The organism is Streptomyces sp. LZ34, assembly GCF_053890475.1.
Genome location: NZ_CM132680.1, coordinates 6,465,138 through 6,490,085, shown reverse-complemented (window position 1 = coordinate 6,490,085; position 24,948 = coordinate 6,465,138). Strand labels below are relative to the sequence as shown.

The following is a 24,948-nucleotide window of genomic DNA, read 5'->3' as shown; positions in this document are numbered from 1 at the left end:
ACTAGGCCGCTCACCTGGGCGTTCGCCGGACGTAGAGGCGGCCTTCGTCTGATCATGTGCTCCGACCAAGGTGCACCGATCGAGACGAAGGCCGTGAGGGTGAGTCTGCTGCCTGACGCCGGTCCCGGGGAAGCGTTCGCGCAAGCGTCACGCTTCCGGGAGGACTTATTCGACTGCCTGACCATGCGTGGGGACGAGCTGTTCGAGTTGGTGGACGCGTTGCTGTGCGCGGATGGCCCGGTGACGTCGCCGGTAGACCTGACGCTGGTGGCCGAGCACCGGCGTGGGCACGGCGCGATGTACGAGGCGTTGAACAGCGGGAACGTGGACGTGCCCCGGCTGCGGCAGGTGCTGGCTGGTCTGCCGATGCCGCGGGCCGCCGACGGGCGCCTGGTCCTGGCCGTCGACGTCAGCAACTGGCTCCGACCTGACGCGCCGACCAGCGCGGACCGCTTGTTCTGCCATGTCTACGGCCGCAGCGGACGGTCCTCGGACCAGTTCATCCCTGGCTGGCCGTACTCGTTCGTCGCCGCCCTCGAATCGGGCCGGACGTCCTGGTGCCAGCTCCTGGACGCCGTCCGTCTTGGACCCGAGGACGATGTTGCCGGGGTCACCGCTGCCCAGCTCCGCCGGGTGGTCACCGACCTCATCGAGATGGGCCGCTGGCACTTCGGCGACCGCAACATCCTCATTGTCTTCGACGCTGGCTACGACGCCCCGCGCATGGCCCACCTCCTCGACGGGCTCCCCGTCGAGGTCCTTGGACGCATGCGGTCGGACCGGGTGATGCGACGGCCGACGCCCTCGCTCAAGGAGTACGCCCTGGCCTATCCCCAGGGCGGGCGCCCGCCGAAGCACGGCAAGGAGTTCCGCTTCGCCAAGCCGGAGACCTGGGGCGAGTCGGACGCGGCAACCGTGCAGGTCACCGACCGGTACGGCACCGCCCGCGCGAGGGCCTGGGACCGCATCCACCCCCGCCTGACCACCCGCTCCGCGTGGATCGACCACACCGGCGAACTCCCCATCATCGAAGGCACGCTGATCCGCCTCCAGGTCGACCGCCTGCCCGGCGGAGGCGACCCGCTCCCGCTCTGGCTCTGGTCGTCCGCCACCGGCCTGAACAGCGAGGACGTCGACGTGCGCTGGCAGGCGTTCCTGAGGAGATTCGACATCGAACACCTCTTTAGGATGATGAAACAGACCCTCGGGTGGACCCGACCGAAGCTGCGAACCCCCGAGGCCAGCGAGCGCTGGACCTGGCTGATCATCGCCGCGCACACCCAGATCCGTCTTCTGCGCGACGCCGCTGCCGACTTGCGGCGGCCGTGGGAGAAGCCCGCCGAGCCCGGCCGGCTCACCCCGGCCCGAGTCCGCCGAGGGTTTCGGAACCTCCGCCCGCACCTGCACTGCCCGGCCCGCGCACCGATACCCTCAACTCCTGGCCCTGGACGGCCACTTGGCTCGAAGAACCGGCGGCCCGCCACCCGCTACGACGTGGGCAAGACCGTGAAACGACCCGAGAGCATCACCGAACGAAACCGACTCAGACCATAAAGAACAAGCTAAGGGCTTGCAGGGAATCAAGGTGTTGCTTCCCTGCAAGCCCTTAGAGCGCGTCGAGGTCGATCGCCTCGGCCATGCGCCGGTAGCCCGCGTCGTTGGGGTGCTTGTGGTCCCCGCTGTCGTACGCCGGGTCGAGCGCCAGCGGGTCCGACGGCGAGGCCATGACCTGGGCGAAGTCGACCACCGCGGCGAACTCGCCAGAGGTGCGGATCCACTCGTTGATCGCCGCGCGCTTCGCCTCGGAGCGCGCCGTGTGGTACTCGGCGCCCTTGAAGGGCAGGATCGTCGCGCCCACGACCCGCACCCCCCGGGCGTGGGCCCGCGCGATCAGCTCGCGGTAGCCAGCGATCACCTGCTCGGCGGAGACCTGCGGATCGGGCTTGTAGGTGGGCAGATCCACCTCGCTGAACCCGATGTCGTTGAGCCCCTGCAGCAGGATCACCGACCTGACGCCCGGCTTGTCCAGCACATCGCGCCGGAACCGGGCGCCCGCCCGCTCCCCGTACCAGGGCGAGTCGTGCAGCAGCAGGTTGCCCCCGATGCCGGAGTTGAGGACCGGGCGCGGGGTGCCGGCCGCCGCCAGGCGCTCCGCCAGCAGGTCCGGCCAGCGGCGGTTGGCGTCGTAGGACGAGCCGAAGCCGTCGGTGAGGGAATCGCCGAAGGCCACCACGGAGCCGCCCCGTTCGGCGCCGCCGCCGGTCAGCTCCACGTCCGAGAGGTAGTACCAGGAATGGGTGTACGCGGTGAACGCCGCGCCCGTGCGGTCGGCGCCGTGGTCGCCCTCGGCGCGGTAGCTCTTCGCATATGCCTGGGCGTGGAACGTGGACGGGCCGGTCGGCTCCGCGAAGTACAGCGTCACCGTCAGCGACTCGAAGGGCGCCACACGCACCGGGGCCCCGTCGCTGGCCGCCTCGCCGCCCGCCGGGACCGTCACCGCCCGCCGGTGCCCGAAGGTCAGCCTGCGCAGGCTCCCGGCCTCCACCGACGCGTCGGCCGACGTGCCGCTCGCGGTCCGGGCGATGGTCGCGCCCGCGATGCGCAGCGGCTCGGTGCCGTACCGATTCGACAGCCTGATCCGGGCCGCGGTGCCACCGCCGGTCACCCGCACGACCTGGCGCACGGTCTGGTCGGCGAAGCCCTTGAGGGCCCAGTTCTCCTCGAAGCCCTCGCTGGGGCGCTGGACGGGGGCCGCCCACCCGGCCGACCAGGCCGACCCGGCCGGGCGGGCGGTCCCGGGCCGGGCGGTGGCCGGGGCGGAGGCGGCCATGACGGCGGTCAGGGCGAGCAGGGACGTACCGACGCGGAGCGCGGAAGGGCGCACGGCGGATCTCCTTCGGACGTGGCGGACGCGGGGCCGCCGGACGTGCACCCACCAGAACCGGAGGTGAGGCCACGCCGCGGCCCGTACGGAGATCAGCCTGCGGCGGTGTGCGGGGGTCACCCAGCCCCCGCCGGTGCGTACCACCGCCAGGGTCAGGCACGCATCGGAGTCGGGGCGCGCCTCACGCCCCCGGGCGCCACCCCTTCGGGTCCACCCCGCCCGGCACCGCGCCATCGACCTCGTACGGCTCGCGCGTGAAGACGAAGGTGCCCAGATCGAGGTGGACGCTGTCCGCCCCGCCGTACGAACCGCCGCCCGCGCCCTTCACCACGCGCAGCGTCTCCCCCGCGTAATACCCGTCGAGCCCGGTCCAGGTGCCGTCCGGCTCCGCCCGGAACCGCGAGCCGCGCCCCCTCCCGTTCAGCGGGCGCAGCTCCAGCCCCCGCTCGGGGCACAGATGCAGCAGGAAGGGGGTGGCGCCCCAGTACCAGGGCCCGGTCAGGGCCACCAGCTCCGGATCGGCCTCGGACAGCGGGCGCCAGGGCGCGGGTACGGGGGGCTCGTGCTCGGCCGCGATCCGTACGAGGTCGGCGGCGACGGCACCGACCGCGGGCCCGGAGGTGGCGTTGGCCAGCGCGATCCCGGCCAGCCCGTCCTCCGGGCTCGCCCACAGGGCGGCCAAAAAGCCCGGCATGGAGCCGGTGTGGCCGATGAGGAGGCGGCCGTCGCGGCGGGTCAGCTGGATGCCGAGCCCGTAGCCGCCGTCCCAGTCGTCGGCCTCGGGCGCGGCCGCCGGGGCCCGCATCTCGGCCAGCGTCCGGGGATCCAGCACCCGCTCGTCCCCGTCCATCAGGAAGGCGGCGTACCGGGCCAGGTCGGCGGCCGTCGACCACAGCTGTCCGGCCGGGGCCATCCGGCCGGTGTCCACGGCGGGTTCGGGCAGCAGCACATCCGCCCAGGGGTGCACCGCCCAGCCCTCGGCGTGCGGGGCCCGGGGCAGCGGCGAGGTGCGCGCCATGCCCAGCGGCTCCAGCACCTCACGTCGCAGCACCTCGTCCCAGGGGGCGCCGCGCAGCCGTTCGACGAGCGCGCCCAGCAGCGCGAAGCCGGGGTTGGAGTAGTGGTGGCGGCGGCCGGCGGGGTGCCGCAGCGGGCGTTCCCCGAAGATGTCGGCCGTCTCGGGGCGCAGTTCGCCCGGCGTACGCTCCCACCACGGGCCGCGGGCCTCCGCCGCCAGGCCCGAGGTGTGCGAGAGCAGCTGGGCGATGGTCGCGTCCCCAGCCTCCGGCACGTCCAGGTGGCGGGACAGCGGGTCGCCGAGGTACAGCAGCCCCTCGTCGCGCAGCCGCATCACCAGCACCGCCACAAAGGTCTTGGTAAGCGACCCGATGCGGTACTGGGTGTCGGCGTCGGGCGCCTGCCGGCCCACCTCGCCGCGCGCCCCCGTCCACCACAGCCGCCCGTCCCGCACCACCGCGCCCATGAGGGACGGCGTGCGGCCCTCGGCCTGGCCGACGGCGATCCGGCGGAGCAGGGCCCGGCGGGTGGCGGGCAGCGGCTGTGCGGTCTCTTCCATGGGCGCGGTCATGCCCGCACCCTATGGCCCACGATCCGGGTCCGACGGGTCGGCTCCACAGGCCAGTTGGCCGGCGGGCGGCGGCCGAGCGCCCTGCTCTGGCCTTGACGTCGGCGTCAAGGTCTACCGTCGTGGTCATGCGGATCGGAGAGCTGGCCGAACGGGCGGGTACGACCACCCGCACACTGCGCTACTACGAGACGCTCGGGCTGCTGTCGGCGCGCCGCGCGGGCAACGGCTACCGGGCGTACGACGAGGACGACCTGCGGCTGCTGCGGCAGATACAGACGCTGCGGGACTTCGGCTTCGGCCTGGAGGAGACCCGGCCGTTCGTGGAGTGCCTGCGCTCCGGTCACCCCGCGGGCGACTCCTGCCCGGCCTCGCTCGAGGTGTACCGCCGCAAGCTGGCCGAGTTGGACGACTGCATCGCGCGGCTGAACGACGTGCGGCAGCAGGTCGGGGCGCAGCTCGCCGGGGCGGAGCGGGCGATGGCCGCGCTGGAGGCCGCGGCGACGGCGCCGGGGGGACCCGGGCCGCGCTGCGAGCTGGCCCCGGATGACGGAGACGAGACGACGAAGAGGAGAACGGGATGACGGCGACACAGACCGGGGGAGTGGTCACGGTCACGGACGAGACCTTCCGGCGGGAGGTGCTGGAATCCGGGCTGCCGGTGCTGGTGGAGTTCACGGCCTCGTGGTGCCCGCCGTGCCGGATGATCGCGCCGGTGCTGGCGGAGGTGGCGCGGGAGGAGGCGCACCGGCTCAAGGTGGTCGAGCTGGACGTGGACGCCAATCCCGGCACCACGGCGGCGTACGGCGTGCTGTCCATGCCGACGCTGATGGTGTTCCGGGACGGTGAACCGGTGCGGTCGATGGTGGGCGCCCGCCCCAAGCGGCGGCTGCTGGAGGAGCTGGCCGACGTGGTGTAGCCGCGGCTGCCCCTGGCCACCGCCCTTGTGTGGGGTCTCAAGGAACGGCGGACCGCACGTGTGGCTCCGGACGGTCGGGCAGACGGCGCGGGACCTGCCCCAACAGGACTCCATCCAGGTCAGCGCCGAGAAGCTCGTCCAAAAGGCTCGGACTGAACAGCCAGTCCCTGCGATAGCCAGCCAGGAAACGGATGTTCTCCAGCTGTGCCGTCGGCGGCTCACTCCACACCTCGTACCGCCATCCCCGCGACTCCACCACCTGTCGGGTCCATTCGAAGGTGAAGGTCACCTCGGGCTTGGACAAGGGAGTCTCAAAACGGCGGCATAAGTGCCACCGTTGTGCCATCGCGGCTGAGACTGTGCCACGAAATCTGAGACCCTACACCTGAGCGGTCAGGTCTGGGCCATGTCCACGAAGCGCGAGTAGTGCCCCTGGAAGGCGACCGTGATCGTGGCCGTCGGGCCGTTACGGTGCTTGGCCACGATCAGGTCCGCCTCGCCCGCGCGCGGCGACTCCTTCTCGTACGCGTCCTCGCGGTGCAGCAGGATGACCATGTCGGCGTCCTGCTCGATGGAACCACTCTCACGCAGGTCCGAGACCATGGGCTTCTTGTCCGTGCGCTGCTCGGGTCCACGGTTGAGCTGCGAGAGCGCGATGACCGGGACTTCCAGCTCCTTGGCCAGCAGCTTGAGGTTTCGCGACATGTCCGAGACCTCCTGCTGGCGGCTCTCGGGGCGCCGCGCGCCGCCGGACTGCATCAGCTGCAGATAGTCGATGACCACCAGCTGCAGATCGCTGCGCTGCTTGAGACGGCGGCACTTGGCACGGATCTCCATCATCGACAGGTTCGGGGAGTCGTCGATGTAGAGGGGGGCGGCGGACACATCGGGCATCCGGCGGGCCAGCCGCGTCCAGTCCTCGTCCGTCATGCTCCCGGACCGCATGTGGTGCAGCGCCACCCGGGCCTCGGCGGACAGCAGCCGCATCGCGATCTCATTGCGCCCCATCTCCAGGGAGAAGATGACGCTGGGCATGTTGTTCTTGATGGAGCAGGCGCGCGCGAAGTCCAGGGCGAGGGTGGAATTGTGCGTGGGCACCATCGACCGCGTGGCCAGATAGAGGTGATCCGGATTGTCCACCTGAACACAGCGGACCGGGACGCTCTCGATCTCCCGGACCGCAGTCACATATCGGGTCACCTGCTCCCGTTTCCACTCCGCTCGGGCGGCAAGTGCCTTACGGGGAAGCCGGGCCAGCGGAAGACTGGTCGGAACGATGACTTCCCACGAGTCAGCGCTGACGTTGCCTGCCCGCATGCGGCCGGACCGCTGATGAACCTGTGGAACACACCCAAGGCTCAACACAAGTTCGCGGAAGCCGTCGATGAGGATCCGGCTGGCATTCGTGAATCGATAAGCGCCGTGGTTGTCAATGTACCCATCCGAGTCCACCAGGCCCTGTGCGAGGGCGAGACGCTGCTCGGAGGAACCCCGCAGGTATAGGGGCGGGATGTGCTTACCAACGGTCATGCCGAGTGAGCGCCAGGCTTCTCTCAGCCCACGGACACCGAAATGGCCGCCGTCCTTATACGGAACAGCGTCGTACCCGGCAGCACTGAACTCCTCGATCAGCCAGGCCCGGTCCTGTGGATCGCAAGCCACCCGCCCGCTGCCGCTGGTGTCACCGTCCCCCAGAAGGTAGCCAAACACGTAGGGGTCGACGGGAAGGACGGCTTCGGGGAGTGAAAATGCCTTCACAGCCGGAATCGCGTGGTTGTTTTCGTGGCCTACCCGAAGCGTTTCAGCGATCTCCCTGGTGGTGCGTGGTTTGATCGTCTTGCTCTGGGGCTCTGGACGGTTCCACTGCTGTTGCACCGCGGTCCCGGTCCTGCCGATCTTGGCGTCGATCTGCGCGCAAGTGAGACCAGCGGCACGCCAGGCGCGCGTCTGCTCGCGCTCGCCGGGGGCATAAGGGCGGGCCGATGATCGTGCGGGGGACCAGGACGGCCAGTTGTCCGGGTAGGACATGGCGCCCGGATCAGCGTAGTCGTATGCCTTGCGTGTCTTCCGGTCCCACGTGACCCACTGATGTTCGGCGTCCGCGACGACCACCGTGCCATCGGAGAACTTGACCTCGTAACACGGCCGCCCCGTCATCACGTCAGTAGTAGCCACTACCCGGGTCGGCTTCCCCGATGCGTCAAGCAGGTGGTCGCCGGGCTGCACTTCGCCCATGGTGGTCCACCCGGTGGGGGTGGGCATCGGCGTATCGAGCGCCAGGGCCTTACCCATCGCGGGCCGGGCGGCGATGACGATCATCTGGCCGGGGTGCAGCCCGTTCGTCAGCGCGTCCAGGTCGGTGAAGCCGGTGGGCACGCCGGACATCTGGCCGCTGCGGGAGCCGATGGCCTCGATCTCGTCGAGCGCGCCCTCCATGATGTCGCCGAGGGGCAGATAGTCCTCGCTGGTGCGCTGCTCGGTGACGGCGTAGATCTCCGCCTGGGCGTTGTTGACGATCTCATCCACATCGCCGTCCGCCGCGTATCCCATCTGGGTGATGCGGGTGCCGGCCTCGACCAGGCGGCGCAGCACCGCCCGCTCATGGACGATCTCGGCGTAGTACTCGGCGTTGGCGGCGGTGGGGACCGACTGGACGAGGGTGTGGAGATACGAGGCGCCGCCGACTCGGGCGATCTCGCCGCGCTTGGTGAGCTCGGCGGCGACCGTGATCGGGTCGGCCGGCTCGCCCTTGGCGTAGAGGTCGAGAATGGCCTGGTAGACCGTCTCGTGGGCGGGGCGGTAGAAGTCGTTGCCCTTGAGGACCTCGACGACATCGGCGATGGCGTCCTTGGACAGCAGCATGCCGCCCAGGACCGACTGCTCGGCATCCAGGTCCTGTGGCGGAACGCGCTCGAAGCCCGCCCCTTCCCAGGCCCCCGACTCCCGACCGCGCTCATGCTGTTCGTCACGGCCGCGGCCGCCTTCACCGCGGCGGAACCGGGGGGAAGGGAACTGGTCGACCGGGCCGGAGTCCGCCCAGGGGTCGTCCATGGGCTCGGGCATGCTCACCCCGCCACCTCCTCCCGTCCGCATGGTGCGGACCTCGCCGCGCGTCTCTTTCTTACGCCACGGCTATGACAAACAGGGCGCCCGGCTTCCGGTTCCGACGCATCGGGTTCGGGTGGAATCGAGGCCGGAACAGGCGGCGGGCGCCGGACCACGGTAGGCCTGTCTCCCCCCTCAGCCAACTTGGTTATCCACAGGGCATGTGGATGATGGGAGCCATCCTGTGGAGAAGTCCCGCGATCCTGTGCACGGGGCGGGGGACAGTGCTGTGGACAAACACACAATCACCCCAGACTTACGCCCCTGACCTGCAATTCCTTCATCCAGGGGCTGTGCAGGAGAAAAACTTCGGCGCCTGGATCAAGATCGCGACAAACGGCGCAGAGAAGAGCGTCCCGTACCTTCGCATGTAAGGGATGCACTCGGGTTGTGTCTCTTACCTGTGGAAGATTAGATTGCCCCCATGACTCTGGCCCCCGCGACCGAGCGGAAGACCGCCCGGCGACACGATCGCGAGATCGTCGCGCTCGCCCTCCCCGCCTTCGGCGCACTGGTGGCGGAACCCCTCTTCGTGATGGTCGACAGCGCTGTCGTCGGCCACCTCGGGACCCCGCAGCTCGCCGGGCTCGGCGTCGCCGCCGCCCTCCTCACCACCGCCGTCAACATCTTTGTCTTCCTCGCCTATGCCACCACGGCGGCCGTGGCCCGCCGCGTCGGCGCCGGCGATCCGGCCGGAGCGCTCCGCCAGGGGCTGGACGGCATCTGGCTCGCCCTCCTCCTCGGCGGCGCCGTCATCGCCGTCACCTTGCCCACCGCCCCGGACCTCGTCGGCCTCTTCGGCGCCTCGGGGACCGCGGCCCCTCATGCCGTCACCTATCTGCGGATCAGCTCGCTCGGCATCCCCGCGATGCTGGTCGTGCTCGCCGCCACGGGTGTGCTCCGCGGTCTCCAGGACACCCGGACCCCGCTGTACGTCGCCATCGGCGGTTTCACGGCCAACGCCGCCCTGAACGCCGCCCTGGTCTACGGCGCCGGACTCGGCATCGCGGGCTCCGCCTGGGGCACGGTGATCGCCCAGTGCGCCATGGCCGGTGTCTATCTCACCGTGGTCGTCCGAGGAGCCAGGCGCCATGGCGCCGCGCTGCGCCCGGACCTGGCCGGGATACGGGCCTGCGCCCACGCGGGGGTGCCGCTGCTGGTCCGTACCCTGGCCCTGCGCGCCGTCATGGTGATCGTGACCGCGATGGCGGCCCGTCTCGGCGACGACGAGATCGCCGCCCACCAGGTCGTTCTGTCTCTGTGGACCCTGCTGGCGTTCGCCCTGGACGCCATCGCGATCGCGGGCCAGGCGATCATCGGGCGTTACCTGGGGGCGGGCGACGCCGAGGGAGCACGCGCGGCCTGTCGCCGGATGGTCCAGTGGGGCATCGCCTCCGGCGTGGTGCTCGGGCTGCTGGTCATCGCGGCCCGCCCGCTGTTCATCCCCTTGTTCACCTCGGATCCGGCGGTGCGGGACACCCTGCTGCCCGCCCTGCTGGTGACGGCCGTCATCCAGCCGGTGGCCGGGGTCGTCTTCGTCCTGGACGGGGTGCTGATGGGTGCGGGGGACGGCGGTTATCTGGCCTGGGCGATGATCGCCACGCTGGCCGTCTTCGCCCCGATCGCGCTGCTGGTGCCCTCTCTCGGCGGTGGCCTCACGGCCCTGTGGTGGACCATGGCGCTGATGATGTCGGTCCGGCTGGCCACCCTGTGGCTGCGCGCCCGCTCGGGCCGCTGGATCGTCACCGGCGCGGTGCGCGGCTGAGCCCGGGAGGGCGGGCCGAGACACCACGGACGGACCTGGCCAAGTCCCCACGTCTCCACGCGCGGCCGACGCCGACAAGCCCGAGGGCCGCGACCCCGGCGTGGGTCGCGGCCCTCAGTCGTGCTGTGTACGAGGCGCCCCCAGCTACCGCTGGGAGGTGCCCCCGCCAGCGGTAGCTGGGGGAGCATCGGTCAGGAGGCGACGACCTCGACGCCCACCTTGGCGGCAACCTCGGCGTGCAGACGCACCGACACCTGGTGCGCGCCCAGGGTCTTGATCGGGGCGCCCACCTCGATCCGGCGCTTGTCCACGTCGGGGCCACCCGCGTCCTTGATCGCCGAAGCGATGTCGGCCGGGGTGACGGAGCCGAACAGACGGCCCGCGTCACCGGCACGGGTCTTCAGACGCACCTTGACGCCCTCAAGCCGCGACTTGATCTCGTTGGCCTGCTCGATCGTGGCGATCTCGCGGATGCGACGACCGCGGCGGATCTGCTCGACGTCCTTCTCGCCGCCCTTGGTCCAGCGGATCGCCAGACCACGCGGAACCAGGTAGTTACGGGCGTAACCGTCCTTGACGTCCACGACGTCACCGGCGGTGCCGAGGCCGGAGACCTCGTGGGTGAGGATGATCTTCATGACTCGGTCACCCTTCCCTTATCGCGCGGTGGAGGTGTAGGGCAGCAGCGCCATCTCACGGCTGTTCTTCACGGCCGTGGCGACGTCACGCTGGTGCTGGGTGCAGTTGCCGGTGACCCGGCGGGCACGGATCTTGCCGCGGTCGGAAATGAACTTCCGCAGCAGGTTCGTGTCCTTGTAGTCGACGTAGGAGATCTTCTCCTTGCAGAACACGCAAACCTTCTTCTTAGGCTTGCGAGCAGGCGGCTTCGCCATTGTCTCTCTCCAGTGTGATCAAGAAGTTTGTGCTGGTCGCCCTGACCAGACCGGGCACCGTTTCACGTGAAACAGCGGTTTCACGTGAAACAGCGCATACGGGCCTAGAAGGGCGGCTCGTCCGAGTAGCCGCCGCCGGAGTTGCCGGAGCCGCCGCCCCAGCCACCACCGCCACCGCCGCCGCCCTGCTGGCCGCCGGCCGGGGCGCTGGTCGCCCACGGGTCGTCGGCCGGAGCGCCGCCGCCCTGCTGACCGCCGCCGCCGGGGCCGCCGCCCCAGCCGCCGCCGCCACCCTGGCCGCCGCCGTATCCGCCCTGACCGCCGCGGCCGGCGGTCTTGGTGACCTTCGCCGTGGCGCTGCGCAGGCTGGCGCCGACCTCGTCGACGTCCAGCTCGTAAACCGTGCGCTTGACCCCCTCGCGGTCCTCGTAGGACCGCTGCTTCAGCCGGCCCTGCACGATGACGCGCATGCCGCGCTGGAGCGACTCGGCGACGTTCTCCGCGGCCTGCCGCCACACCGAGCACGTGAGGAAGAGGCTCTCGCCGTCCTTCCACTCGTTGGTCTGCCGGTCGAAGGTACGGGGAGTGGACGCGACACGGAACTTCGCGACCGCCGCACCCGACGGGGTGAAGCGCAGCTCGGGGTCGTCGACGAGATTGCCGACGACCGTAATGACGGTCTCGCCTGCCATTGGGGGAACCTCTCGGCGGGTACTGCTGGGCTGCTTGCTACTCGTTGCGATACGGCCCGATGGCCACTGAACGCTTACGCGGTCAGTGAGTCTCGGGACGGAGGACCTTGGTCCGGAGGACCGACTCGTTCAGGTTCAGCTGGCGGTCGAGCTCCTTGACGACCGCGGGCTCGGCCTGCAGGTCGATGACCGAGTAGATGCCCTCGGGCTTCTTGTTGATCTCGTACGAGAGACGACGACGGCCCCAGGTGTCGACCTTCTCGACCTTGCCGTTGCCCTCACGGACGACGGAAAGGAAGTTCTCGATCAGCGGGGAGACAGCGCGCTCCTCAAGATCGGGGTCGAGGATGACCATCACCTCGTAGTGACGCATGTGGAACCCACCTCCTTTGGACTCAGCGGCCACGGTCGATCCGTGGCAGGAGGGTCGTGATGCGTACCGCACCGGCGTCTGCACAGACACCACTGCGGACGGTACACACTACCCGCCGACCGCCGCCGGGTTGAAATCCGGCCGTCTCCCGCCGCAATCTGTACACATCGGGTGTGAGCGGCGTTACAGTTTCGCCGCTTTGCCATATGCGCCCATACGGAGGTGCCCCATGGCACAGGCAGCACGACCGCACCGCGGACTCCTCTCCTTCCTCGACACCGACGGCAAGCCACATCCCGTCGAGAACTCCTTCGCCGCGGCGACCCTGCTGATCGGCGTGATCGCGTTCATCACCGCTCATTTCTCCCAGCTCCACCTGCTCAGCTCGTGGACGGGCCTGGTCGGAATCATCACCGGCCTGTGGGGACAGCTGATCTCCGCGACCACCGGCGAGCGCTTCCTGCTGATCATCGGGCTCGGCGCATCCGCCGTCGGTTTCTATCTCGGCATGGCGCACGGCGGCCTCTTCGGCGGCCTGCTGGGCTGAGCTCCGGCCCGGTCCGTTGCTCCCGGGCCCAAACGGGGCGCTCCCTTGTCACAGTAGGCTTCGGCGCGAGAGCCGGAGCCCCGACCATGGGGACAAACCTGCCGAGGAGCGCCCCGCATGAGCCTGACCCTGAGGACGATCAGCCGAGAGCAGCATCTGGCGTACATCCAGAGCCTGCCCGCGGCCAGCCACATGCAGGTCCCGGGATGGGCGGATGTCAAGACGGAGTGGCGCTCGGAGAACCTCGGCTGGTTCGACGCCACCGGCCAGCTGGTCGGCGTCGGCCTCGTCCTCTACCGGCAGCTGCCCAAGATCAAGCGCTATCTCGCCTATCTGCCCGAGGGCCCAGTCATCAACTGGTACTCGCCCCACCTCGAGGACTGGCTGCGCCCGATGCTCGCGCACCTCAAGCAGCAGGGCGCCTTCTCCGTGAAGATGGGCCCGCCGGTCATCATCCGCCGCTGGGACGCCGCCGCGATCAAGTCCGGCATCCAGAGCCCGGATGTGAAGCGGCTGCGCGACATCGAGGCGACTTTCATCGAGCCACGCGCCTTCGAGGTCTCCGACCGGCTGCGCCGCATGGGCTGGCAGCAGGGCGAGGACGGCGGGGCCGGCTTCGGCGACGTCCAGCCCCGGTATGTCTTCCAGGTGCCCCTGGAGAACCGCTCCCTGGAAGATGTCCACAAGGGCTTCAACCAGCTGTGGCGGCGCAACATCAAGAAGGCCGAGAAGGCCGGTGTCGAGGTCGTCCAGGGCCAGTTCGAGCACTTGGCGGAGTGGCAGCGGCTCTACGAGATCACCGCGGAGCGCGACCACTTCCGGCCCCGCCCGCTCAGCTACTTCCAGCGTATGTGGCAGGCCCTCAACGCCGAGGACCCCAACCGCATGCGGCTGTACTTCGCCCTTCACGAGGGCGAGGCCGTCGCCGCCGCCACCATGCTGATCGTCGGCGGCCACGTCTGGTACTCCTACGGCGCCTCCGCCAACCACAAGCGCGAGGTCCGGCCCTCGAACGCGATGCAGTGGCGCATGCTGCGCGACGCCTACGCGCTGGGTGCCACCGTCTATGACCTGCGGGGCATCAGCGACTCGCTGGACGAGAACGACCACCTCTTCGGCCTCATCCAGTTCAAGGTGGGCACCGGCGGTCAGGCGGCCGAATACCTCGGCGAGTGGGACTTCCCCCTCAACAAGCTGCTGCACAAGGCGCTGGACATCTACATGTCGCGCCGCTGACTTCCCCGAATTCTTGACTCTCCACCTACGCTGCATACCTCCAATACACCGCGGCAATGAGAAAGGTTCCGGGACCGGCCAATGGCTCTCACCCTCTACGTCGACACCGCGCGCTGGCGGGCGCACCAACAGTTGGTGATCCAGCAGTTCCCCGGCATAGTCCCGGTCTGCAAGGGCAACGGGTACGGCTTCGGCCATGAGCGGCTGGCCGAGGAGGCCAGTCGCATCGGCTCCGACATCCTCGCGGTGGGGACCACGTACGAGGCCGCCCGGATGAAGGACTACTTCAGCGGTGACCTGCTGGTGCTCACCCCCTTCCGCCGGGGCGAGGAGCCCGTGCCGCTGCCGGACCGGGTGATCCGCTCGGTCTCGTCCGTCGACGGCGTGTACGGCCTGGTGAACGCGCGCGTGGTCATCGAGGTCATGAGCAGCATGAAGCGCCATGGCGTCGCGGAGGCGGACCTTCCCAAGCTGCACGCCGCGATAGAGAACGTCCGGCTGGAAGGCTTCGCCATCCACCTCCCCCTGGACCGCACGGACGGACTGGACGCGGTCGAGGAGGTCATCGCCTGGATGGACCGGCTGCGCGCCGCCCGGCTGCCGCTGCACACCATGTTCGTCAGCCACCTCAAGTCCGAGGAGCTGGCCCGTCTGCAGCAGCAGTTCCCGCAGACCCGGTTCCGCGCCCGCATCGGCACCCGGCTGTGGCTCGGTGACCACGACTCGACCCAGTACCGGGGCGCGGTGCTCGACGTCACCCGGGTCGCCAAGGGCGACCGCTTCGGCTACCGCCAGCAGAAGACGGCCTCCGACGGCTATCTGGTGGTCGTGGCGGGCGGCACGTCCCACGGCGTCGGTCTGGAGGCCCCCAAGGCCGTGCACGGCGTGATGCCGCGGGCCAAGGGCGTCGCCCGCGCCGGGCTCGCGACTGTCAACCGCAACCTCTCGCCGTTCGTGTGGGCGGGCAAGCAGCGGTGGTTTGCCGAGCCGCCGCATATGCAGGTGTCCATCCTGTTCGTACCGGGCGATGTCGCGCCCCCGCAGGTGGGCGACGAGCTGGTGGCCCACCTGCGGCACACCACGACCCAGTTCGACCGGCTGGTCGACCGCTGAGCCACCCGGCACAGCCCCCGCATACAACACAGGCCACAACAGTCAGGGCCCGAAGCCACGCGACGACGTCGCGGCTTCGGGCCCTTCGCGGTTCTCATCCCGCCCGGCGGGAGCTCACTCGCGTCGCACGCCCCACTCCACCCGCGCCGGCCCTTCGTACGCCGCCGCACGCCGCGCCTCCCCCAGGACGAACGCGTCCGGGGCCCGGTCCAGCACGCCGCCCGACGGGTCGTCCGACCCGTCCCGGCGTACCACGTCCCGCTCGGGCACCAGCGCATCCCGTACGACCAGGGCGCACAGGTACAGCGTCCCCAGCACATGGGCGATCACCGCCAGCTGGTACCCCTCCGGAGGCAGCCCCCGGTGCTGGTCGCCGCTGCCCGTGTACGCGAGGTACATCCAGATCCCGAGGAAATACATCACCTCGCACGCCTGCCACACCAGGAAGTCGCGCCACCGCGGCCGGGCCAGGGCCGCCAGCGGGATCAGCCAGAGCACGTACTGCGGCGAGTAGACCTTGTTGGTGAGCACGAAGGCGGCGACGACCAGGAACGCGATCTGCGCCAGGCGCGGGCGCCGCGGGGCGCACAGAACGAGCGCGGCGATGCCGGCGCAGGCCAGCAGCATCAGCAGCGTGACGTACACGTTGACGTTGTCGAGGGGGTTCCCGGTGCGCTGGGAGACGACCAGCCACACGGAGCCGAAGTCGACGGGCCGGTCCCGGCTGAAGGTGTAGAAGGTGAGCCAGCCCTCGCGGATGTGGAGGCCCCCGCGGCTGCTGATCATCACCGGCACGTTCACGACGAGCCAGGCCCCCAGCGCCCCGCCCAGCGCCGTCCCGAAGGCGCGCAGCCGGCCGGCCCGCAGGCACAGCACCAGCAGCGCCCCGAGCAGCAGCATCGGATAGAACTTCGCGGCTGTTGCCAGCCCCAGCAGGATGCCTGCCGCCAGGGGACGGCTGCGCGACCACATCAGTATCCCGGCGGAGGCGAGCGCGACCGCGAAGAGGTCCCAGTTGACGGTCGCGGTGAGCGCGAAGGCGGGGGCGAGGGCGACCAGCAGGGCGTCCCAGGGGCGGCGGCGGTGCGTGCGCGAGACACAGACGGCGACGACCGCGGCGCAGACCATGAGCATGCCCGCGTTGACCATCCAGTAGATCTGTTCCTGGTGCTGGACGGATCCGCCGTGCGGGGTGAGCCGGGCAGCGACCTCCATGAAGAGGCCCGTGAGGACCGGATACTCCAGGTAGTCCATCCCGTCCGCGGCACCCGGTATGCGGTCGAAGTACGGAACGACGTTCTCCGCGAAGCCGCGGCCCACGTAAAGGTGCGGCATGTCGGAGTAGCAGGCGTGGGTGTACTGGGTGGTGGTCCCGAAGAACCAGCCCCCGTTGTAGCAGGGCAGCTTCTGCACCATGCCGAGGGCGAACATCCCGATGGCGACGAGCGCGATGATCCGCACCGGCGTCCACCAGCTGACCCCGAGCAGCGCCCGCCGCCCGGCCGGCCCGCCGATCAGCTCGCTGCCGGCCGCCGCCACCGCGTCCTCGGCGGTCGGACGTACGGGCTCGGCCCCGGGGTCCCTGCGCACGCTCGTCATGGACCCATCCTGCCGTACGAGCCGGGCGAGGGCTGTGAGGCCCGCGCCAGGGCCCCGGACGGCGAAGGGCTCCGGGAAGGGGCGGGGTGCCTGGCAGACCTTCCAGAAGGCCCGTGCGGGCCCCGGAGCCCAGAAAACAGGAGAACAGGAGAACAACGGCGGCGGCCGCGCCGGAGCGGGTGACGCTCCGGCGCGGCCGCCGGTGGTGGGGCGAGGGTCGCTCGCGGGGGCTCCGCCGCCCGCGTCAGCCGCCGCCTCCGAACCAGCCGCCGTTGTCGCTGCCCGGGGGCTCCGTGGTCGGCGTACTGGTACCGCCGCCCGCGTCGCCTCCGCTGCCGTTACCACCGTTGCCGTTACCGCCGTTGCCATTGCCTCCGTTGCCGTTGGCGCCGCCGTTGTTGTTGCACTCGAAGTCCAGCGGGTCACAGGTATCCGTCGGGGACGGGCTGCTGGACGGGGTCTGCGAGGACGGCGTCGTGGACGGGGTCTCGGAAGGCGTCTGGGACGGGGGCCGCGACGGGGTCTTGGAGGGCGGCGGGGTCGGACTCGCGCCGTCGCCGAAGATCTTCTTGCCGATCGGCTCGGGATCCGGGAACTCCACGACCTTCTTGCCCTTCATCGCCTCGCGCATGTAATCGGCCCAGATCTCGGCCGGGTACGAGGCTCCGTGGATCGACTCATTCGGTCGGCCGGTGCCCACGCCGCGCATGGAGAGGAACTCCTGCTTCTTGGCCTTGTCGTCCACCCGCCACATGCCGATCGCGGTGGACAGCTGCGGGGTGTAGCCGGAGAACCAGGCCGACTTGTTCTCGTCGGTGGTGCCGGTCTTGCCCGCGGCGGGACGGCCGATCTGCGCCGAGGTACCGGTGCCGTGCTCGACGACGTTCTGCAGGACGTCGGTGACGTTGTCGGCCACGCTCGCGTCGAACGCCGTCCTGAGCTCGGCCTCCTCCTTGTGGTTGTAGGGCTCCTCGCCCTTGCGCTCGACCCTCTCGACCGAGTACGGATCGGCCTGCTTGCCGCTGGCCGCGAAGGTCGCGTACGCCCCGGCGAGCCGGATGGCGCTGGGGGCCGAGGTGCCCAGGGAGAACGTCGGGGTGATCGAGGCCATCTGGTCCTGATTGAGCCCCGCGGCGATCGCCGCGTCCCGCACCTTGTCGGTGCCGACGTCCATGCCGAGCTGGATATAGGGGGTGTTCACCGAGTACTGCATCGCGGTGCGCAGGGTGATCTTGCCCCGGTCCTCGTCACCGTCGTTCCGCTGATGCCACTCCTTGCCGTCCTTGTCGTGCCAGACGGTCCCGTTGTAGTCCCGCAGCGTCAGCTTGTTGTCGCCGTCGTAGACACTGCTGGGGGAGACGAGGGTGCGCATCGAGTCGGGCTGCTCGCGATCCCCGTCCTTGTCGCGCACGCCGTCTTTCATGGCGGCGGCCAGCACGAAGGGCTTGAAGGTGGAGCCCACCTGGACGCCGGTGTAGTCGGCGTTGTTGGTGTAGTGCTCCAGTGCGTCCTTGCCACCGTATATGGCGACGATCTTGCCCGTCTTGGGTTCCACGGAGGCCCCGCCGAACTGCACGTACTTGTCGTACTTGGGCCGCAGCTTCGGGTTGATGTTCTCCTTGGTCACCTTCTTCACGGCCGTCTCGAGCTGGTTCATCTTCTTGCGGTCGAAGGTGGTGTGGATCTCGTAGCCACCCTTGTCCAGCATCTTCTGGTCGATCTTGGTATGGGAGGTGATGTACTTGTCGGCCAGGCTGGTGAGATAGCCGATCTGGCCTTCCTTGTTCGTCGCGATCTTCGGCTCCCGGGGCATCGGGAACTTCGCGAGCGCCTGCCTTTCGGCCTTGTCCATCTTCCCCACCTCGACCTCGCGATTGAGGATCCACTCCCAGCGCGTCTTGGCCCGCTTGGTGTTCGCCTCCTTGCTCGCGTTGGCGCCGTAGCCGCCGGCCGGGTCGTAGAGGTTGGGACCGTTGAGGGTCGCGGCGAGGAAGGCGCTCTCACTCGCCGACAGCTTCGCGCAGTCCTTGTCGTAGTACGCGCGGGCCGCCGCCTGGCAGCCGTAGGCGCCGCGCCCGTAGTACGCGGTGTTCAGATAGCCGGCGAGGATGTCGTCCTTGTCCATGGTCGCGCCGACCTTTATGGAGATGAACAGCTCCTTGGCCTTGCGCGTGAGCGTCTGCGACTGGTCCAGGTACGTGTTCTTCACGTACTGCTGGGTGATGGTGGAACCGCTCTGCGTCGCCCCGCCCTTGGCCATGTTGACCACCGCGCGGGCGATGCCCATCGGGTCGACGCCGGCGTCGTCGTAGAAGCTGGCGTTCTCCGCGGAGATCACCGCGTTCTGCATGGACTCGGGGATCTCGCTGAGGGGCACGATCTGGCGGTTGAGGTCACCGCTACCGCCCGAGACCACCATCTGCTTGCCGTCTGCCCAGTAGTAGACGTTCTTCTCGACCTTGGACGCGGCCTGCGCCGTGGGCACCTCCACCAACCACAACCCGATGCCGACAGCGCCGACGAGCATCGCGAAGAAGAACAGGAAGGTCCCGGTCACCAGCTTCCAGGACGGGACCCAACGCCGGAAACCGTCCTTGCCCGCGCGCGGGTAATCGATGAAACGCTTCTTGACGGGGCGTCCATCGCCGTCTCCGCGCCCTCGGCCGCCCCGGCCACCGCCGGCGGCGCGTCGGCCGCCGCCGTGGCCCGCGCCCCCGGCATCGGGATCGGCTCCTCGTCTGCGGCTTGTGCCGCGCTGTGCGGCGCGCCGGGCTTCGGCCCGGCCGCCATAAGGACTCTCCTCCCCATGCGGGGCGGATTCCGACCCGGTGGCGCTGCGCGGTTGGGCCGCGCGGCGGCCTGAAGACTGCTGCGCGGCGCGCCGGGCCGCTGCTCGTCCGCCGCTCTGTGGCTGCGGCGGCTTGCGACGGTGCTCGCTCATGGAACGACTACTCCTCGGGCAGGCGCTATCGCCTGAAAGCGGCAGGTGGCTTCCGGTCCCCCCGATGTGCGCTCCGGCCGCCACCGGCAACCGGGCGCACTGCATCCAGGACGAGGACGCCTGCGGGCGTCACTTGGTTCCCAGTGCTGTGCATGGCGAACAGAGTACGCACGGTCAAAACCAGCCGAGGCATGATCTTCACTCCATAACAGTCAGTTTGCGTCCCACGAATTGATGATGTGACGCCGTTCACCATGGCCCCCCTTGTCTCACCAGGATCACGGTTCTATCGTCTGGATGTATCGAGCCGATACATCAGCTCGGCATAAAGGACCCAGGAGACAGGAGAGGCGGGAATGGGCAGACGCTCGGGCATCCTTGAGTTCGCCGTCCTCGGCCTGCTCCGCGAGTCCCCGATGCACGGCTACGAGCTGCGGAAACGCCTGAACACCTCGCTCGGGGTGTTCCGTGCGTTCAGCTACGGCAGCCTCTACCCCTGCCTCAAGACGCTGGTCGCCAACGGCTGGTTGATCGAGGAACCCGGCAGCGCGCCCGAGGAAGCTCTCGCGGCGACGCTCGCCGGCCGCCGCGCGAAAATCGTCTACAGGTTGACGGCGGAGGGGAAAGAGCACTTCGAGGAGCTGCTCGCCCACACCGGCCCGGACGCGTGGGAGGACGAGCACTTCGGCGTCCGCTTCGCCTTCTTCGGTCAGACATCGCGCGATGTGCGGATGCGGGTCCTGGAGGGGCGGCGCAGCCGCCTCGAGGAGCGCCTGGAGAAGATGCGCGCTTCTCTGGCCCGTACCCGTGAGCGGCTCGACGACTACACCCTCGAGCTGCAGCGGCACGGCATGGAGTCGGTGGAGCGTGAAGTCCGCTGGCTGAACGAGCTGATTGAGAGCGAGCGGGCCGGGCGCGACCAGCGCGGCGGCCCCACGGACCAGGACCGGTCTCCGGAGCAGCAGCAGGGCCGGACACCCGAGCTGGACCCGTCAGAAGAGCAGAACCAGTCAAGAGATACGGGCGGCCTGCCCCGGCACCGGGGTGGTTCCCGGCCGGATCCGTCCGATGACACCGCCAAGTGAGGCCCCGCACCCCCGCAGGGCTTCGTCGAGTACACACAGGGAGCAACCGGAATGGGTTCGGTTCGTGTAGCCATCGTCGGCGTGGGCAACTGCGCCGCCTCGCTGGTGCAGGGCGTCGAGTACTACAAGGACGCCGACCCGGACATCCGCGTGCCGGGTCTGATGCACGTGCAGTTCGGCGACTACCACGTGCGTGACGTGGAGTTCGTGGCCGCGTTCGACGTGGACGCGAAGAAGGTCGGCCTCGACCTCGCCGACGCTATCGGCGCCAGCGAGAACAACACCATCAAGATCTGCGACGTGCCCTCGACCGGGGTCACCGTCCAGCGCGGCCACACCTTCGACGGCCTGGGCAAGTACTACCGCGAGACGATCGACGAGTCCGAGGAAACCCCGGTCGACGTCGTCCAGGTCCTCAAGGACAAGCAGGTCGACGTTCTGGTCTGCTACCTCCCGGTGGGTTCCGAGAACGCCGCGAAGTTCTACGCCCAGTGCGCCATCGACGCCAAGGTCGCCTTCGTCAACGCGCTTCCGGTCTTCATCGCCGGCACCAAGGAGTGGGCGGACAAGTTCACCGAGGCGGGCGTGCCGATCGTCGGGGACGACATCAAGTCGCAGGTCGGTGCCACGATCACGCACCGGGTGCTGACCAAGCTGTTCGAGGACCGCGGCGTGGTCGTGGAGCGCACCATGCAGCTGAACGTCGGCGGCAACATGGACTTCAAGAACATGCTGGAGCGTGAGCGCCTGGAGTCCAAGAAGATCTCCAAGACGCAGGCTGTCACCTCGCAGATCACGGACCGCGAGCTGGGCGCGGACAACGTCCACATCGGCCCGTCCGACTTCGTGGCCTGGCTGGACGACCGCAAGTGGGCCTACGTCCGGCTGGAGGGCCGCGCGTTCGGCGACGTCCCGCTGAACCTGGAGTACAAGCTCGAGGTCTGGGACTCCCCGAACTCCGCGGGCGTCATCATCGACGCGCTGCGCGCCGCGAAGATCGCCAAGGACCGCGGCATCGGCGGCCCGATCCTCTCCGCCTCCTCGTACTTCATGAAGTCGCCGCCGGTGCAGTACTTCGACGACCAGGCGCGGGAGAACGTCGAGAAGTTCATCAGGGGTGAAGTCGAGCGCTAGCGAGACAGAGCGCTGCGCGCGGCTTGATCACGGGCCTTCGGGTAATCCACCCGGAGGCCCGTGTCGTGTGTGAGGCTGGCGCCATGCCCGTTGTGCGTGATCTCCGCGTACTGCTACAGCTGCGCGACTTCCGGCGTCTTCTGGCCGTTCGCCTGCTGTCACAAACGGCCGACGGCGTCTACCAGGTCGCACTGGCCGCCCATGTGGTCTTCTCCCCCGAGAAGGAGACCTCGGCCACGGCGATCGCCTCCGCCATGGCGGTCCTCCTGCTCCCCTATTCCCTGCTGGGCCCTTTCGCCGGTGTCCTGCTGGACCGGTGGCGCCGCCGCCAGGTCCTTCTCCATGGCAACGCCTTGCGCTCCGGGCTGGCCGCCGGAACGGCCGTCCTGGTCCTCGCGCAGGTTCCCGACTGGCTTTTCTACGTCTCCGCCTTGTCGGTGACGGGCGTCAACCGTTTCGTTCTGGCCGGGCTCTCGGCCTCGCTGCCGCGCGTCGTCGACAGCCAGGAGCGCTTGGTCATGGCCAACTCCCTGTCACCGACCGCGGGAACGCTCGCGGCGACCGTCGGTGGCGCCCTGGCCCTCGTCGTGAGTGTCGCGGTCCCGGACGGCTCATCGTCGGACGCCGTTGTGGTCCTCATGGGCGCGGCGCTCTATCTCAGCGCCGCGATCGCGGCGCTGAGGATGGCGCCCGGACTGCTGGGGCCCGACCCATCGGCACTCCAGCCGCGCCTGCGCGCGGCTCTGTCGAGCACCGTGCGCGGCCTGGTCGCCGGTGTACGCCACCTCTTGGAGCGTCGGGATCCCACGGTGGCCCTGGCGGGGATGACAGCGATGCGTTTCTGCTACGGCGCGCTGACGGTCATGGTGCTGATGCTCTGCCGATACGCATGGGCCCGGACCGAGTCGGAGGGCCTGGCGCTCCTGGGACTCGCCGTGGCCGTCTCGGGTGCGGGTTTCTTCGCTGCGGCGGTGGTCACGCCCGGGGCGGTGGCCCGACTGAGCCCCGCTTCCCGCTCGGACGGCCGACTGCGCTGGATGGTGGTGTGCGCGGCGGCCGCGACCGTGCTGGTGCCGGCGCTGGGGCTGCCCTTCGAGCCGGCTCCGATGCTGGCGGCAGCCTCCGTCCTCGGCCTCATCACTCAGGGTGCCAAGATCGCCACCGACACCGTTGTACAGTCCTCGATCGCCGACGACTTCCGCGGCCGGATCTTCTCCCTGTACGACGTGCTCTTCAACGCGGCCTTCGTCGGGGGAGCCGCGATCGCCGCGCTGGCGCTGCCCCCCGACGGGCGCTCGGCCGCCCTGGTGATCCTGGTGGCCGCGCTCTACGCGGTGACCGCCCTCGTCATCATGTTTCACGTGAAACATGGCGAGCGCGAGGCAGCGCGGGCCGATGTTTCACGTGAAACCTGATGCGTCAGCCCTGGGGTTGAGCCGCCCACCAGTCCTGGAGCGCCGTGACGGCGGCGTCCCGCTCCATGGGGCCGTGCTCCAGCCGCAGCTCCAGCAGGTGCTTGTACGCCTTGCCGACCTGCGGGCCCGGCCCGATCCCGAGAATCTTCATGATCTCGTTGCCGTCCAGGTCCGGCCGGATGGCATCCAGCTGCTCCTGCTGCTGCAGCCGCGCGATGCGCTCCTCCAGCCCGTCGTACGCACGCGACAGAGCGCCGGCCTTCCGCTTATTGCGCGTGGTGCAGTCCGAGCGCGTCAGCTTGTGCAGCCGCTCCAGCAGCGGTCCCGCGTCCCGCACATAGCGCCGTACCGCCGAGTCCGTCCACTCGCCGGTGCCATAGCCATGGAAGCGCAGATGCAGCTCGACCAGGTGGGAGACGTCCTTCACCAGCTCGTTGGAGTACTTGAGCTTGGTCATCCGCGACTTGGTCATCTTGGCGCCCACCACCTCATGGTGATGGAAGGAGACCCGACCGTCCTTCTCGAAGCGGCGCGTCCTGGGCTTCCCGATGTCATGCAGCAGCGCCGCCAGCCGCAGCACCAGATCGGGCCCGTCCTTCTCCAGGGCGATGGCCTGCTCCAGCACGGTCAGCGTGTGCTCGTACACATCCTTGTGACGGTGGTGCTCATCACGCTCCAGGCGCAGCGCCGGAAGCTCCGGGAGGACATAGTCGGCGAGCCCGGTGTCGACGAGGAGCCGCAGCCCCTTGACGGGGTGGGCGGCCAGGACCAGCTTGTTGAGTTCATCACGCACCCGCTCCGCCGAGACGATCTCGATCCGGCCGGCCATCGCCTTCATCGCGGCGATCACCTCGGGCGCCACATCGAAGTCGAGCTGGGCCGCGAAGCGCGCGGCACGCATCATCCGCAGCGGGTCGTCGGAGAAGGACTCCTCAGGGGTGCCGGGTGTGCGCAGCACCCTCGCGGCGAGGTCTTCCAGGCCGTTGTGCGGGTCGATGAATTCCTTCCGCGGGAGCGCGACGGCCATCGCGTTGACCGTGAAGTCCCGACGGACCAGGTCTTGGTCGATGGAGTCGCCGTACGAGACCTCGGGCTTCCTCGACGTACGGTCGTATGCTTCTGACCGATAAGTCGTGATTTCGATCTGGAAGCTCTGACTCGACCCGTTTCCGTTCCCGCCCTCCTTGCGGCAGCCGACCGTGCCGAAGGCGATGCCGACCTCCCAGACCGCGTCGGCCCACGGACGGACGATCTTCAGCACGTCCTCCGGACGCGCGTCCGTGGTGAAATCCAGATCGTTACCGAGACGGCCCAACAGCGCGTCCCGTACCGACCCGCCGACCAGGGCAAGGCCGAACCCGGCCGCCTCGAAGCGGCGGGCAAGGTCGTCGGCTACGGGGGACACCCGCAGGAGCTCGCCCACGGCGCGGCGCTGCACCTGGCTGAGCTCGTTGCTCGACTGCGGGTAGTGGCTGTCAGTGTTGGCGTTCGGCACAACAGAACAGGGTACGTGGCCGCACGCCCCGGAGCCTCCTCGTCGATCGGACGCATCGAACCGGTGACGATCTTGTGGAGCCCTCCACAGCACTTCGTCACAGCGGGCATCGTTACCATTTCGTGGACGCATTTTGCGGCAACCAATGATGACCACTGACGACGAGG

Annotated in this window: 20 protein-coding genes; 10 read left to right on the top strand and 10 right to left on the bottom strand. The window is 69.3% G+C overall.

Features of this window, described 5'->3' with window-relative positions; translation table 11 throughout:
- The first annotated feature begins 99 nt into the window (after positions 1-99).
- On the top strand, positions 100-1,554 hold the full coding sequence (locus ACWY4P_RS26440) for an NF041680 family putative transposase (RefSeq protein WP_456202808.1): 1,455 nt from the start codon (positions 100-102) through the stop codon (positions 1,552-1,554).
- Positions 1,555-1,606: 52 nt separating this feature from the next.
- On the opposite strand, the gene ACWY4P_RS26435 is transcribed toward ACWY4P_RS26440, so the two are convergent.
- Positions 1,607-2,884: an SGNH/GDSL hydrolase family protein gene (locus tag ACWY4P_RS26435; protein WP_456202807.1), complete on the bottom strand. Its 1,278-nt coding sequence runs from the start codon at positions 2,882-2,884 to the stop codon at positions 1,607-1,609.
- A gap of 181 nt (positions 2,885-3,065) precedes the next feature.
- Positions 3,066-4,472, bottom strand: a complete 1,407-nt coding sequence (locus ACWY4P_RS26430; protein ID WP_456202806.1) for a serine hydrolase domain-containing protein — start codon at positions 4,470-4,472, stop codon at positions 3,066-3,068.
- A 125-nt stretch (positions 4,473-4,597) separates the two neighbouring features.
- On the opposite strand from ACWY4P_RS26430, the gene ACWY4P_RS26425 reads away from it, so the two are divergent.
- Both ACWY4P_RS26425 and trxA read left to right on the top strand, forming a co-directional pair.
- Entirely contained in the window at positions 4,598-5,053 is a 456-nt protein-coding gene (locus tag ACWY4P_RS26425; RefSeq protein WP_456202805.1) for a MerR family transcriptional regulator, read from the top strand.
- The gene (gene trxA, locus ACWY4P_RS26420; protein WP_456202804.1) at positions 5,050-5,388 is read left to right on the top strand and encodes a thioredoxin; all 339 of its coding nucleotides are present in this window, start codon (positions 5,050-5,052) and stop codon (positions 5,386-5,388) included. The genes ACWY4P_RS26425 and trxA overlap by 4 nt, the downstream gene beginning before the upstream one ends.
- Before the next feature lie 393 nt (positions 5,389-5,781).
- On the opposite strand, the gene dnaB is transcribed toward trxA, so the two are convergent.
- On the bottom strand, positions 5,782-8,451 hold the full coding sequence (gene dnaB / locus ACWY4P_RS26415) for a replicative DNA helicase (protein ID WP_456213061.1): 2,670 nt from the start codon (positions 8,449-8,451) through the stop codon (positions 5,782-5,784).
- 466 nt (positions 8,452-8,917) lie between these two features.
- Between dnaB and ACWY4P_RS26410 the strand changes: the two genes are divergently transcribed.
- Positions 8,918-10,258: an MATE family efflux transporter gene (locus tag ACWY4P_RS26410; protein WP_456202803.1), complete on the top strand. Its 1,341-nt coding sequence runs from the start codon at positions 8,918-8,920 to the stop codon at positions 10,256-10,258.
- A gap of 191 nt (positions 10,259-10,449) precedes the next feature.
- Here the strand turns inward: ACWY4P_RS26410 and rplI are convergent, their stop codons facing one another.
- From rplI to rpsF, 4 genes are all read right to left on the bottom strand, one after another.
- A complete protein-coding gene (rplI, locus tag ACWY4P_RS26405) occupies positions 10,450-10,896 on the bottom strand; it encodes a 50S ribosomal protein L9 (RefSeq protein ID WP_456202801.1) in 447 nt (148 codons plus the stop codon).
- An 18-nt stretch (positions 10,897-10,914) separates the two neighbouring features.
- Complete coding sequence (gene rpsR, locus ACWY4P_RS26400; RefSeq protein ID WP_003978893.1) at positions 10,915-11,151, bottom strand: 30S ribosomal protein S18; 237 nt, start codon at positions 11,149-11,151, stop codon at positions 10,915-10,917.
- A gap of 104 nt (positions 11,152-11,255) precedes the next feature.
- Positions 11,256-11,843, bottom strand: coding sequence for a single-stranded DNA-binding protein (locus tag ACWY4P_RS26395; protein ID WP_456202799.1), 588 nt, complete (start codon positions 11,841-11,843; stop codon positions 11,256-11,258).
- Positions 11,844-11,925: 82 nt separating this feature from the next.
- Positions 11,926-12,216 (bottom strand): 30S ribosomal protein S6, encoded by a 291-nt coding sequence (gene rpsF / locus ACWY4P_RS26390; RefSeq protein WP_014177942.1) that lies wholly within the window; start codon positions 12,214-12,216, stop codon positions 11,926-11,928.
- Between the two features lie 229 nt (positions 12,217-12,445).
- Here rpsF and ACWY4P_RS26385 point away from each other — a divergent pair, with 229 nt between their 5' ends.
- The 3 genes from ACWY4P_RS26385 (at position 12,446) to ACWY4P_RS26375 (ending at position 15,112) form a co-directional block, all read left to right on the top strand.
- Complete coding sequence (locus ACWY4P_RS26385; protein ID WP_456202798.1) at positions 12,446-12,763, top strand: hypothetical protein; 318 nt, start codon at positions 12,446-12,448, stop codon at positions 12,761-12,763.
- A 117-nt stretch (positions 12,764-12,880) separates the two neighbouring features.
- Positions 12,881-13,999 carry a lipid II:glycine glycyltransferase FemX gene (locus ACWY4P_RS26380; protein WP_456202796.1) on the top strand — a complete coding sequence of 373 codons (1,119 nt, stop codon included), beginning with the start codon at positions 12,881-12,883 and terminating at the stop codon, positions 13,997-13,999.
- Positions 14,000-14,080: 81 nt separating this feature from the next.
- Entirely contained in the window at positions 14,081-15,112 is a 1,032-nt protein-coding gene (locus tag ACWY4P_RS26375; RefSeq protein WP_456202795.1) for an alanine racemase, read from the top strand.
- A 114-nt stretch (positions 15,113-15,226) separates the two neighbouring features.
- On the opposite strand, the gene ACWY4P_RS26370 is transcribed toward ACWY4P_RS26375, so the two are convergent.
- Positions 15,227-16,711: a glycosyltransferase family 87 protein gene (locus tag ACWY4P_RS26370; protein WP_456202793.1), complete on the bottom strand. Its 1,485-nt coding sequence runs from the start codon at positions 16,709-16,711 to the stop codon at positions 15,227-15,229.
- Positions 16,712-16,955: 244 nt separating this feature from the next.
- Positions 16,956-19,652 carry a transglycosylase domain-containing protein gene (locus ACWY4P_RS26365; RefSeq protein WP_456202792.1) on the bottom strand — a complete coding sequence of 899 codons (2,697 nt, stop codon included), beginning with the start codon at positions 19,650-19,652 and terminating at the stop codon, positions 16,956-16,958.
- A 356-nt stretch (positions 19,653-20,008) separates the two neighbouring features.
- Between ACWY4P_RS26365 and ACWY4P_RS26360 the strand changes: the two genes are divergently transcribed.
- The 3 genes from ACWY4P_RS26360 (at position 20,009) to ACWY4P_RS26350 (ending at position 23,286) form a co-directional block, all read left to right on the top strand.
- Complete coding sequence (locus ACWY4P_RS26360; RefSeq protein ID WP_456202791.1) at positions 20,009-20,737, top strand: PadR family transcriptional regulator; 729 nt, start codon at positions 20,009-20,011, stop codon at positions 20,735-20,737.
- Between the two features lie 51 nt (positions 20,738-20,788).
- Positions 20,789-21,871 (top strand): inositol-3-phosphate synthase, encoded by a 1,083-nt coding sequence (locus ACWY4P_RS26355; RefSeq protein WP_456202790.1) that lies wholly within the window; start codon positions 20,789-20,791, stop codon positions 21,869-21,871.
- An 83-nt stretch (positions 21,872-21,954) separates the two neighbouring features.
- Positions 21,955-23,286 carry an MFS transporter gene (locus ACWY4P_RS26350; protein ID WP_456202788.1) on the top strand — a complete coding sequence of 444 codons (1,332 nt, stop codon included), beginning with the start codon at positions 21,955-21,957 and terminating at the stop codon, positions 23,284-23,286.
- Positions 23,287-23,290: 4 nt separating this feature from the next.
- Here ACWY4P_RS26350 and ACWY4P_RS26345 read toward each other — a convergent pair whose 3' ends face one another.
- The gene (locus tag ACWY4P_RS26345) at positions 23,291-24,781 is read right to left on the bottom strand and encodes a CCA tRNA nucleotidyltransferase (protein ID WP_456202787.1); all 1,491 of its coding nucleotides are present in this window, start codon (positions 24,779-24,781) and stop codon (positions 23,291-23,293) included.
- Positions 24,782-24,948 lie beyond the last annotated feature (167 nt).